At 37.0% G+C, this 12,961-nt stretch carries 12 protein-coding genes; all 12 read right to left on the reverse strand.

The window, feature by feature from the left end; genetic code table 11:
- Nucleotides 1–178: 178 nt before the first annotated feature.
- The gene (locus tag FYJ25_RS08795) at nt 179–760 is read right to left on the reverse strand and encodes a DUF2284 domain-containing protein (RefSeq protein WP_154581075.1); all 582 of its coding nucleotides are present in this window, start codon (nt 758–760) and stop codon (nt 179–181) included.
- A gap of 157 nt (nt 761–917) precedes the next feature.
- Nucleotides 918–2,483: a HAMP domain-containing sensor histidine kinase gene (locus FYJ25_RS08800; protein ID WP_167513799.1), complete on the reverse strand. Its 1,566-nt coding sequence runs from the start codon at nt 2,481–2,483 to the stop codon at nt 918–920.
- A gap of 59 nt (nt 2,484–2,542) precedes the next feature.
- Nucleotides 2,543–3,220: a response regulator transcription factor gene (locus FYJ25_RS08805; RefSeq protein ID WP_021906264.1), complete on the reverse strand. Its 678-nt coding sequence runs from the start codon at nt 3,218–3,220 to the stop codon at nt 2,543–2,545.
- 181 nt (nt 3,221–3,401) lie between these two features.
- Complete coding sequence (locus FYJ25_RS08810) at nt 3,402–3,803, reverse strand: hypothetical protein (RefSeq protein WP_021906263.1); 402 nt, start codon at nt 3,801–3,803, stop codon at nt 3,402–3,404.
- Between the two features lie 138 nt (nt 3,804–3,941).
- Nucleotides 3,942–4,976, reverse strand: coding sequence for a glucosaminidase domain-containing protein (locus FYJ25_RS14765; RefSeq protein WP_167513800.1), 1,035 nt, complete (start codon nt 4,974–4,976; stop codon nt 3,942–3,944).
- 133 nt (nt 4,977–5,109) lie between these two features.
- Nucleotides 5,110–6,396 (reverse strand): O-acetylhomoserine aminocarboxypropyltransferase/cysteine synthase family protein, encoded by a 1,287-nt coding sequence (locus FYJ25_RS08820; RefSeq protein ID WP_154581077.1) that lies wholly within the window; start codon nt 6,394–6,396, stop codon nt 5,110–5,112.
- 31 nt (nt 6,397–6,427) lie between these two features.
- A complete protein-coding gene (locus tag FYJ25_RS08825; protein ID WP_154581078.1) occupies nt 6,428–7,114 on the reverse strand; it encodes a hypothetical protein in 687 nt (228 codons plus the stop codon).
- A 1-nt stretch (nt 7,115) separates the two neighbouring features.
- Entirely contained in the window at nt 7,116–7,979 is an 864-nt protein-coding gene (locus FYJ25_RS08830) for a chorismate mutase (protein ID WP_021906259.1), read from the reverse strand.
- A gap of 325 nt (nt 7,980–8,304) precedes the next feature.
- Nucleotides 8,305–9,162, reverse strand: coding sequence for an adaptor protein MecA (locus FYJ25_RS08835; RefSeq protein WP_167513801.1), 858 nt, complete (start codon nt 9,160–9,162; stop codon nt 8,305–8,307).
- Between the two features lie 83 nt (nt 9,163–9,245).
- Nucleotides 9,246–9,875, reverse strand: a complete 630-nt coding sequence (locus tag FYJ25_RS08840; protein WP_154581080.1) for an SGNH/GDSL hydrolase family protein — start codon at nt 9,873–9,875, stop codon at nt 9,246–9,248.
- A 12-nt stretch (nt 9,876–9,887) separates the two neighbouring features.
- Nucleotides 9,888–11,480 carry an AAA family ATPase gene (locus FYJ25_RS08845; RefSeq protein WP_154581081.1) on the reverse strand — a complete coding sequence of 531 codons (1,593 nt, stop codon included), beginning with the start codon at nt 11,478–11,480 and terminating at the stop codon, nt 9,888–9,890.
- A 412-nt stretch (nt 11,481–11,892) separates the two neighbouring features.
- Nucleotides 11,893–12,918, reverse strand: a complete 1,026-nt coding sequence (locus FYJ25_RS08850) for a DnaJ C-terminal domain-containing protein (protein WP_021906907.1) — start codon at nt 12,916–12,918, stop codon at nt 11,893–11,895.
- Between the last annotated feature and the right edge of the window lie 43 nt (nt 12,919–12,961).

A 12,961-nucleotide genomic window follows, 5' to 3' on the forward strand; every position in this document is an offset into this window, starting at 1 on the left:
ACGAAATAAACAACAGGCTGAATAGCAAAGTATGCCATTCAGCCCATTACATTATATTTTTGTATTCTATAAACCTATGATTTTATCATCAATCTGAGAGGTTTACACAGAATAATTTACACTACCACTACAGAGTAGATGGAATATATCCTTTTTTCTTTTTTCGTCTACACCAAATCTACAAAATCAACAGTCCATAAATGAGCATAAAATATTCTGGGAGTTTTCCTTCTTCTACCCACTGTAATTCCTGATTCAGATACTTTGTTACCGTTTTGCCAACATTTCCTCCTAATGATTCTATCGAATAGCGCATTTTATCCTGAAAACGGCAAGGTTCACCAGATACGCGTGTACATTCTGCTTTTTTACAATGCAGGCAGGCACCACTACTTAAAGAAATACTTCCGGAATATTTCTGTTCTAATTTCAAGATTTCCTCTTCTAATTCCTCTTTATAAGGGCGAAGAAATTCTTCTGTTACTTTCCATTGTTCATCTTCCACATAGGACTGACTCGTAAGTTCTTTTGGCAGATATAATTTTCGTCCCATAATTTGAATTTTACGATACTTATTCCAATAATCCTTCTCCACATCAAATGTATATGGTGGACAACACCATAGTTTCCCATAGTTTGAACATTCCTTGCAAAATTCAAGAAACGTCGCAACATCCACACATTCTTTCACATATTCTTCCATAGGAACTTCTACTTGAAAATTTTCTATCTTTTCAGCAGCATATTTCTTCTCTTTCATTGTTTTTCCCCCCTATTTTACTAACATTTCCATAATAACGATGTATTTTCTGCAAAAGATTTCAAGTCGAGCCGCCTGAAAGAAGTAGGAGTCTTCTCGACTGAGATAAACCTTTTTATAAAAAGACTGTCGAATTTAACTGATTCGTGGGATTGGGTTAGGATTTAATTTTAGCATCTAAATCAAAGTAGAAGTCTACTCCATTCTCTTTATTTGCTACTCCAAAGTCCTTTCCATGTGCTTTCATTGTTGCTGCTACGATAGATAGACCGATTCCGTTTCCTCCGTATTCTCTCGTTCGAGCTTTATCAACTTTATAAAACTTGATCCAAAGTTTATTGAGTTCTTCTTCTGGAATACATTTACCGTCATTATATACATGAATACGAAGGTTACTATCCATACGTTCAAACCAGATTCGAATCGTACCATTTTCATAAACGTGATTCAATGCATTAGACAAATAGTTACTAAATACCTCTTCAATCATTAATTCATCAGCCCAGGCGTATACCGGACCTTGTTCTTCAAAGATAACCTTATTATTCTTCTTTTTGAAAAGTATCTGTGAAGAATTAATCTTATTTTGAATCATCTGACATACATCAAAGCGCTGCATGCTGAGCTGATTATTGCCAAATTCAATCTGATTGAGCGTGAGAAGCTTTTTGACCATTGCATTCATTTTTTTCGCTTCGTCTGCGATTACTTCACAATAGAAGTCCTTGCTTTCTTCGTCATCTGTAATATTTTCTTTTAAGCCTTCTGCATAGCCTTGAATCAGGGCAATCGGTGTTTTTAGTTCATGACTGACGTGGGAGAGGAATTCCTTTCTCATATCATCAATCTTTTCTTTTTTCTCAATATCCTTCTTCAGTTCCAGGTTTGCTGATTTTAAATCTGCGATTGTCGATTCCAGCTTTTCCGACAACTGATTCATTGAATTACCCAGTTCTCCTAGTTCATCATCCTGCGTGACTTCAACCTTTGCATCAAAATCCAGATTAGCCATTCGATTGGCAACAGATGCCATATTTTTAATTGGTTTTGTAAAACTGGATGCAAAAATAAAGATAATCAGGCTTCCCAGCATGATGCCGATCATTCCGATATATATCATGAAGCGGCTGCTGATATCTGCACTGGCCCGTATTCCTTCAATTGACACGCGCATGGCGATTAAATAATCATTATCTGTAAATCCAAAGAGATAAATACCATTCTGCCCACTGGCCTGATCTTTTAACTGTGTTACGAAATATCCTTTATTTATCAGTGTAGAAAAGTTATTCTCCTCTGCCCTTTCCCATGGCAGGATATGCTTTTTATTATCCCCCCAGAAATAGTTTCCCTTATTACCAAGAATAACCTGGCTTCGAATCTGATCAAGGTAACCAAGAATCTCTTCGTACGTTTTACTTCCATCTATCAGATTACTAAATATTACATTTTGACTATAATAATAGTTACTGGACTGCGCAATCATCATCTTTATATTTGTCTTATTAGAAATCTGTTCCATTTCCTCATCAATGGTATCCTGATTCTCTTCATTCTTTAAGATATTCTTGACTTTATTAAAAGTCTCCACGATGGATTCTTTTTCAGATGACACATAATATTTTTCTGAAAATGTATTATTCAAAAACCACGTAAATACAATGACCCATCCTACAATCAAGATTAATATTGATGTCATCTTAAATCGTATTGAATTTCTCATACTGTACTCCTAACCATTCAAGAATGCCCCGGCATTCCTGCTGCAAGATGCCACCTTATTTAATCTACCTCAAACTTATAGCCCATTCCCCAGATTGTCTTGATATACTCTCCCTTTTCGCCCAGCTTACTACGCAGCTTTTTGACATGGGTGTCAATCGTTCTGGCATCTCCAAAATAATCATAATTCCATACGTTATTAAGAATCTTTTCTCTTGAAAGTGCTACTCCCTGATTCATTACGAAATAGTTCAGTAATTCAAATTCTTTAAAACTTAATGTAATCTCCTTTCCATCAATTCTGACTTCGTGTGCTGCGATATCAAGTTCAATACCGCCCGCTTTCCGTATTTCTCCTGTAGAAAGGTTATTACTTCTTCTTAAAATTGCCTCAACTCTGGCAACAAGAATCTTTGGGCTGAATGGTTTGGAAATATATTCATCTACTCCAAGATCAAATCCATTAAGCTCATCGCTCTCCTCGCCTTTTGCAGTCAGCATGATAATCGGAACCTGTGAATACTGGCGAATTTCTTTTACTACATCAAATCCATTAATTTTAGGCATCATTACATCACAGATGATCAAACTGATGCTTTTATCCTTAAAAAAGATATCCAGGGCTTCTTCGCCATCTGCGGCTTCTACAACTTCAAAGTCCTTCTTTTTCAGGAAATCCTTTACCAGTTTCCTCATTCTGCTCTCATCATCTACGATCATTATTTTTAATTTATCCATAAAAAAGCCTCCCTCATTCTTGCTTAATTTTCTTTTCTTCTATATCATACACTAATTTTCTGAAAATTGTATGAAAAAAATGCAGAAAAAATATGAACAGAAAAAAAGAATCCCTTTTACAGGATTCTTGATCTGTTGCTCTCCACCTACAGAGGTGGGAGTCATCTCACATCTGATATATCTAATGTCTTCCTAACTTTCGTAAAAGATTAACGATAGCAAGAATAATTTCTCGAATGACTGCAAATATAGCAAACATTAGTAAAAATCCTGCAAGTCCAAATACAATATCTGCGAAATCCATTGTTCCGGTACCGGAAAGCTTCTGTCCAATCTCAATAGCAAAGGTTATAACAACAATAACTGTGAATACATAAATAAATGCAATCGCAAGGATATGATTTTCACTTAAAATCTTAAATAGCGGATAAATTACTGCTAAAATCAGCATACCTATAATCCCGATTACAAGGAAATGCAGTTGTTTATCTGTAAAGTTCTTCTCGTAGGCATCATTCAATGACAAAATATAATTATGTATTCTGGCAATAAAGATGACCATTCCTTCTAACATTCGTTCCATAATTAATCTCCCCTTATAAATAGTAACCTGCTTTGATAAGATTCCAGATATCAAAAATTCAAAAAAGCAGGCCGAAACCTGCTTTTACTATAATACACTTTCTCTATAGGGTCAAATACTGTCTTTATAAACATTTACTTATTTATCCCATTTTGTAAGATGATATGTACGAATCACTCTGCACAGATCATTCACATAAGAACCAGATGTAGCGTATCCTCCCTTTTTAATTATCTGAAGCTGCTTTTTATAACTCTTTGTCTTCGTCAATCCTGCATATCTTTTTCTGCTTCCGCTCTTCGCCCCTAAAAGATAGGCAGAGTGATCTTCAATAGAGTCTTCCACACAGGAATACTTACGGAACTTTGCTTTGATAGAATATCTGCCGCTGCCTCCGTATTCATATGTAGACTTCTTATAATAGTTGATTCCATCCCATGCAGAACCAGCCCAGTTATTACCGGATAAACTGATCTTCATTCCAAAAAGATTATTCCCATTCTCTGCTAATGTAGACTGACCCCATCCGCTTTCCAAAATAGCCTGTGCCATTGTTACAGAAGCAAGAATTCCTGTACGTTTATAGTTAGCCCTTGCAAGCGGTCCGATCGTATCAATAAACTCATTCTTATCCACACTTCTTGTCTGTGTCGCAGATTGTTCAATTCCATTACGAAGCCCCAGTGTTACCAGGTGCGCATCGCTGCGATAACTATATTTTAATCCAAGGAAAGAAGCTGCCTGCTGTGCAGGAACAAGAAGATCTCTTACATTACTCCGCTTATATGTAACAAAATATGGCTTAACTTTTAAGCTCATCTTCTTTCCGTTCACCTTTGCATACTTCTTATTCGCATAAAAAATAACCTTTCGTCTTCCATGTCTTAATGTCACCTTATTTCCATCTGCTGCATAAGTTGCATGGATTCCATTATCAGAAAAAAGCGTTTTACATGGTACAAAAATATCAGAACCAATCTTAATAGATGGTGCTGCTGCATTATCCGCCATTGTTACTGCTGTTCCTCTGTACTTCACATTAATGATGGTTCCTTTTAAATTCGTTGACTTTCCTGCACGAATTACCGGTACTTTCGCTGCGGATACCGGCTTACTAAGAACGAATAACCCACACAGAAGCAAGAATGTAAATAGTGTCTTTTTATGTCTCAATTGTAAACTCCTCTCGCAATAATTGTTGTGTAAATATATATTATTTATTAACAACTTGTTACAAAAGGCATTATACATTTAAAATGTGTGCAAAATAAGACTTCTTTACTTTTTCTTTTTCCAATTTGTCCCTCTAACAAATACTCTCTAATGCCTGGGAAAGATCTGCAATTAAATCTTCTGCATTCTCTAAACCACAGGAATAACGAATTAAGTCTGGTTTTACGCCACATGCTTCTAACTCTTCATCATTCATCTGACGGTGTGTTGCACTTGCAGGATGCAGACAACAGGTTCTCGCATCTGCAACATGTGTTTCAATTGCCGCGATTTTTAAATGTTTCATAAAATTCTCTGCTGCTTTTCTTCCACCTTTTACACCAAAGCTTACTACACCACAAGAACCATTTGGAAGATACTTTTCTGCCAGTTCATGATAAGCATCTCCTTCAAGACCACAGTAATTTACATAGGTAACTTTTTCATGCTGCTGTAAGAACTTTGCAACTGCCAGTCCATTTTCACAATGACGTTTCATACGGACATGAAGACTTTCTAATCCAAGATTTAAAATAAATGCATTCTGTGGAGACTGCATTGCTCCGAAATCTCTCATAAGCTGTGCTGTTGCTTTTGTTATATACGCTCCACCGATACCAAAACGCTCTGTATAAATCACACCATGGTAGCTGTCATCTGGTGTACACAGTCCCGGATATTTCTCCGGATACTTTGTCCAGTCAAAGTTTCCACTGTCTACAATACAGCCTCCTAAGCCTGCGGCATGGCCATCCATATACTTTGTTGTGGAATGTGTAACGATATCTGCGCCCCATTCAAACGGACGGCAGTTTACCGGCGTTGCAAAAGTATTATCTACGATTAAAGGTACCCCATGTGCATGTGCTGCGCTGGCAAACTTCTCAATATCTAATACCGTAAGTGCCGGATTCGCAATGGTCTCTCCAAAAACCGCCTTTGTGTTTGGCTGAAAGGCTGCATTCAGCTCTTCTTCTGTACAATCTGGGGAAACAAATGTAAAATCAATTCCCATTCTTTTCATTGTTACTGCAAAAAGATTATATGTTCCACCATAAATAGAAGATGAGGATACAATGTGGTCTCCGCACGAAGCAATGTTAAACACCGCATAAAAGGATGCTGCCTGACCGGAAGAAGTAAGCATTGCCGCACTTCCGCCTTCTAACTCACAAATCTTTCTTGCAACCGTATCATTCGTAGGATTCTGTAATCTAGAATAAAAATATCCCTCTTCTTCTAAATCAAAAAGACGGCCCATTGCCTCACTTGTCTCATATTTAAATGTTGTGCTCTGTATGATCGGAATCTGTCTTGGCTCACCATTACCAGGTGTATAACCTCCCTGTACGCACTTTGTTCCTAATGAATATTCCTTCATTCGTTTTCCCTCCATAAAATATTAAATGCTATTAAATTGAAATTATATGTGAAACAGGCACCGACTTTTCCACATCATAATAAACAAAGAAATCCTGCGGTCCCCGTCCAGCTTTATAAACTCTCTGATAGATCGGATAAAACAATACCTCTTCGTATTGTTCTACCTGCTGCTTGTAAAACAGGTCATGTTCTGTATGTCCTTCATCACCATAAACAGTAAATGCATGGGGAAATTCTTTTTTGAAAGCTTCAAGGCCTTCAAAATCTCCCTTTTTTTTCAACACCTTTGCATAATTATATAAAAGAAACAGCTTTGATACCGGTTTATAAATCGTCCCATCCTGTGTCATGATCACTTTTGGTGCTTTTCCATCATATTGAAAATTCTCTGTTCCAATCTTTCTAAGCTGCTCTATTCCCTCTTCTAACTTACCTGCCAGCAGCAACACAACAGACTGATACGCCCGGCAAATATTAATATAAGGCACATCATGCGGCAAATGATACAGACACTTCTCTATTAATTGTTCATTCCAGTGAATATATTCTTCCATCAGTCCCACGCGATCTTCTATCCCTCGTTCTTCCACAATATAAGGGAAAAGGAAATGGAGCATTTTCTCATACATGACCGCATCCCGGTCATCATAATGAATGCGGCGAATATAGGTATCATACTGCTCCCGGTCAAATACTTTTTCTTCTAAAAAATCCATTTTAAAAATCTCCTTCACAGGCATAGCTTCCAAGAATCTTTAAATACTCTGTTTCCTGAGAAAGCTGGTATAGTAATGCACGTATTTCTTTTGTATCAATATTGGCATTCAGCTCAGCAAAAAACTTATAGTTCCAGCTATTATCCTTCCAGAACGGACGGGAATGAATCTCCGTCAGATTGACTCCATAATCAGAAATCATAGATAAAATACTGCTGATACTTCCGCTGTGATTCGGACATTCAAACATAATCTTTACACGATTATGCGATGGCAGTACAACAAGCGTATCTACAAAAGTAACGACCTTACGGCGCACGCCCCCGTCTTCCTGCACTTTACAATGCGTGATATACAGCTCTTTTTCTGCAAGCAGATTATGAAGTTCATCTGATACTCCGATTCCAACTTCCTCAATAATACCGATTCCCGCATCTGCCTTGCCTTCTTTAATATAATCCGCCACTTCTTCATAAGAGGCTACCGTAATCACTTTATCTTTTGAATAGTCTTCACAGGTATATAATTCTTCTCTTACCATTGCCGGTTTTAAGATTACCGCAGGCACCTTCGTATATTCAAATGGAAAACACTGACGAAGCTCTAATGTTCTTCCATATTGATACTTACGGCTTACTTCCATAATTCTCTTGATCAATGCTGTATATTCTCTTACTAACTCCGGCTTCATTCCTTCTGTCTGTTTCTTAATAATGACTTCTTCCCTGTCCGGTTTATAAATTTTATCTTCCGTTTTCGCTTTAATACAGGCAACCTGATCTGCCAGAGTCATACGTTCTACGAAAAGTCTGCGAATCTCTCCATCTACGCGGTCAATATTCTTTCTTACATCTGATAAATCCATATCTGTTTTCGTTCCTTTCTTTTACAACTGCTTAATCATCCTCTGTCACTTCTCCTGTAAAACTCAAACGCAATACAGTTATTAATCACCACTTAGAAAAGTGGAAGCCCTCTCAACAGAGACAAATTTGCTGTCACTCACCACCTGAAAGAGGCGGAAATCCTCTCAACTGAGATAAACAAAAACAAGGAATCTGTTTTGCAACCGACTCCCTGTTAGTATATCATAATTCTTCTTATTTGGTTATGTATAATTCCCGCTTTCTCATAAAATATAGCCAAAAATCATAACACATTTTACTACGATACTCCGTTCATTTACAAAATCAATTCATACGATAAAGCGTTTCTACTGCCTTATCTTTAATAAGTAACGTTGCATGTTCTGACAGATAATATCCCTCAAGCCTCTGGTTTGAACATTCTGCTCCATATTCTTCTGCTGTAATCATAAAAGTTATTATCTTTGAATTATCCATCTCTATCGGAAATTCTACTAACAAAATATATTTCTCTGCATCTTTATAAAGACTTGACAAAATAAAGTAATCTTTATTCAAAAGAGAACAAAAATCAATCAGATTACGGAACTCTTTAAAAATCAGCTTCTGGGCCGGAATATGTGGTCTTACCGCCTGTTCTGGTCCTCCCTGTTCCGCTGCTTTAGAAGATGCCATACCTTTAGCAGAGTCTTTAGGCATTTCTGAAGATACATTCTCTGCCGCTGTCTTCTCTGCTCCCTTTTCTTCTTGTTCTTCTTTTTCTGTTGTATTTCCCATACATACATCATGGAGATCTTTTGCTAAAGCTTCAAACTCCCGTTCCTTTTCTTCTCCGCTCATAGAATAAATACTATTAATCCGATCATCAGAAATCCGCTCTCTTAATGCCGTCGTCATCTTCTTGATCTGATCTAAATCCCGGTCAATCGCTACATCCTGAAAGGTACAACTAATCGTAATGAGAAACTGTTCTGAGGGTAATGCTCTTGCAATATAATTCTGCACACCATTATCCGTATTCCAGTTAATATAATTCTTAGAATTCGCAATAATCGCATTAAGAAATTCTTCCATTAAATCATTATCCGAACTCAATTCATTTAAATCAAAACCCATCTGCCCAATCTCTTCTTTATTAATAAGGCACCTTATCGTCTCATCATCTATTTTCCAAAAAAACATAATATCCCTTCTTTCAAGGCCATTTGCTTCGCCTAACTTTATTATACAGATATTATTAGCCATGTCAATAGTCGAGTGCCAATCTAAAAAGAAATCCTATCATAAAACGCTTCTGCTAACTTCTTATGTGCCTCCGGCATCAGATGTAAAGAATCTACTCTTGATGATTCCACTACCTTTGCCGCATCAAAGAAAATACAACCATACTTTTTAGCAATTCTCTCATATAAAACAGAGAGTTCCTTTGAACGAATAATCGCATCTTCATCAAATGAACGTGCAAACTCTGATGCCGCAATATCTTTTCCAATCTCCGGCGGAGACACCAGAACTACCTTTGGAATATATCCCTGCTTTTCTTTTGTAAATTCCTTTATGACCTTGACCAGTTCTTCTGCCCCATCCGCAATTTCCTGTGCAGATGCATGAAACATCCTTTTTAAATCATTACTGCCAAGCATCATAATCACAAAGTCAATCGGTTTATGCGTATTAAGACAAGGCCTTAAATATCCAAGACCCGCCTTCCATGGCTCCTTTGCATCCTCAAAAACTGTTGTCCTTCCGTTGCAGCCCTCTTCTATCACCTCATACTCCTCTCCGAGCATCTTCTGTAATACACCTGTCCAACGTACATCTTTTGGATAACGCAAACCATTTACCGGATTATAACCGTATGTGTTTGAATCCCCATAGCATAAAATTGTTGTCATCCTAGCACCTCTTTACTTTTTATAATCTACCTTCTCTATCAGGCAAGTATGCTTTTTTATTTTTTTATCATAATTAATTCCTGCCAAAAGCAAATTTCCCTGATATTCTGATAAAGCATCTATATATTTTTTCTCCTTTATCTGTGCAATCGCACCCGATGCACTCTTATCCCACTTTAATTCAATAATCACTGCTGGTTTATCCATATGAAGCTTTCGTGGTATCAGGCAAATATCCGCAAAACCTTTTCCTGTTGGCAGTTCCCGTATCATCGTATAGTATTCTCTTGCAAAATAAAATGCCAGTGAAATCGTACAGCTCAATGAATTTTCATCATTATATTGGAGAATAGAGATTTCTTCATGCGCTTTATCTACTCCTGCTGCTACTTTATCTGAATCTAAATTCCATAAAGCCTCTAATAATTTTCTTGAATTATTTATAGAAGAAATTACCTCTTTCCAATCCATTGTACTGATTGCATTAATATATTCCTGAGCCACCTCTTTATTCGGAATTCTAACGGATTCTTTTTCTACATCATAAGTAAGATATCCCAAATGCACAAGCAGCGTCAAAATATCATCTCTCGTTGCAAATGTCGTCATATCATTATGAAAGGTACCTATATTAATTCTTACGCTATTACCCGCAAGCATTTCAATAATTGCATCTTTTAAACCGTCCATATTCATCTGAATGTATATCTTTAAAGCTTCGTAGGTTTCCGTCTGATTCCAGTAGTTACCAAATCTGTGACGTAACATTGCCTCTACAACTGACTTTGGATTGTAAATAGAATATAAAATATCTTCCTGTTTGTTATGGCTATAAAGACCGTACCCTTTATACCATGCTTTTGTTTCCTCTATACTCATTCCATATTCTATGCAAAGATTCTCTACTTCCTTTTCTGTGAAACCAAAATATTCTGCCATATTTCCAGAATCCGTCATCGAATATTCCATAAACATATTTAATGCAGAATGCGTTCCGTACTTTTTAACCGGAAGAATTCCTGTCATATAGGCAAGAGCGATGTATGCTTTATCCTTTAGCCATACCCTTAAAAAATCCAGATATTTTCTCTGTGCCTCTTCATCCTGTTTATATTCACGAAACAAGCAATCCCATTCATCAATCAAAACAATAAAGGATTGTCCTGTATAAGAGAAAATATCCTGCATGGCAAACACCAGATTATCACAATCTACATATTCTGGATAGTTATATTTTAATTCTTTAATCAGTCTTTTCTGAAGTACTTTAAGCATCTCATCTACATTCTGTGTCATGCTTAAAAATTCCTGCATATTTATCTTAAAAACATTATATTTATTTAAATGTATGGAAAATGTCTCACAATGACTAATTTCTAATCCATCGAACAGTGCCGCCGAATCATAATCCTTTCCGTAATACGCCGCAAGCATATCTGCCGCCATCGACTTTCCAAATCTTCTTGGCCGGCTGATACACATATACTTTTGTTTTGTTCTAAGAGCTGCATTTGTTCTCTCAATAAGCATTGTCTTATCTACATATATTTCTGAATTTATACTTTCCTGAAATTCTATTGTCCCTGGATTCAAATAAATTCCCATAACTGCACCTCTTTTCTTAAAAATATGTTATATTTAATATTATACTTGCTTTAGTGAGGTATCGCAATAAGAGAAATACCCCTATATTAAAAACTAGTTTCTGAAAAATGACTTAACAAAAAGTATCAACAAATCAGTATCAGTGGAGGAGTCAATTTCCATCTGATATATCCTCCGGCAGAGCGCATATCTGACAGCAAGAATGCCGGGACATTCTTGAATTTGTAACTTTACGCTGTGGGGTTTTTGCGCGGATTTAGAGTAGCCAGAAAAAAGAAAAAATACCATATCCCAGATGCGTCTTCAAAGCGCGTTTAAGATGCGGACGAGCATCTTAAACGCAACGACTACAGAGCAGATGGGATATGGTATTTTTTCTTTTTTCGTCTACATCAAACCTACAAACCAGACCTTAAGCTGCTTTACAGGCATCTTCAAATTCTCTGAGTTTCTGTTTTGCCCTTGGGGTCAGGTTCTTCGGTACCTGAACCTCCACTGTTGTGTACTGATCACCATATACAGAAGAATTCTTCATGGATACAATACCTTTACCACGCAATCTGAGTTTACTTCCTGACTGCGTTCCCGGCTTAATATTGCAGCGAACATTTCCATAAATTGTCTGTACAGTTACATCACCACCGAGTACGGCAGTAATAAATGGAATAGAGACGGTATTATATAAGTTTTGACCTTCTCGTTTAAATCCGGGTTTTTCTTTTACAGTAACTTTCAGGAACAAATCGCCTGCACTACCACCCTGATATCCCGGAGAACCTTTTCCTTTTAATCGGATGTTCTGTCCTGTTTCGATTCCTGCCGGAATATTAACTTCTAGTGCCTGTATCTTTCCCTGATCATCTTTTAAATGAATGGTTTCTTTTTTACCAAAGGCGGCTGCATCAAAACTTACATTGATTTCAGCATGAATATCGGAGCCTTTTGTCTGATAATGCTGCTGATTTCCAAAACCTCCGGTTTGTTTGAAATCATTCTGAAATCCAGACTTTTTGAAACCTCCACCAAAGAAGTTTTCAAAGATATCTCCCATGTCTCCACCTTCAAAATGGAATTCCTGATATCCGTTACCATTCTTCGTACGATAGGTTCCTCCATGGAATCCGCCGGCTCCATTAAATCCATTAAAGCCGTTAAAGCCTTCAAAGCCGCCGGCATTGCCATACGCACCTGACTGCGCTCCTCCTGTTCCATCAAAAGCGGCATGACCGAACTGATCATAAAGTTTTCTTTTTTCTGGATTGCTTAAGATCTCATAAGCTTCTGTAACTTCTTTAAACTTTGCTTCTGCATTGGCATCTCCCGGATTAATATCCGGATGATACTTTTTCGCCAGTTTACGGTATGCTTTTTTAATTGCTTTATCATCTGCGTTTTTATTTATTCCAAGAACTTCATAATAATCCTTTTTTATTGACATAATCTTCACCCTCTCGTTGTGAATTCTATTTGTTCTATTTGAA

Source organism: Anaerobutyricum soehngenii (assembly GCF_009697165.1).
GTDB classification, from domain to species: Bacteria; Bacillota; Clostridia; order Lachnospirales; family Lachnospiraceae; genus Anaerobutyricum; species Anaerobutyricum soehngenii.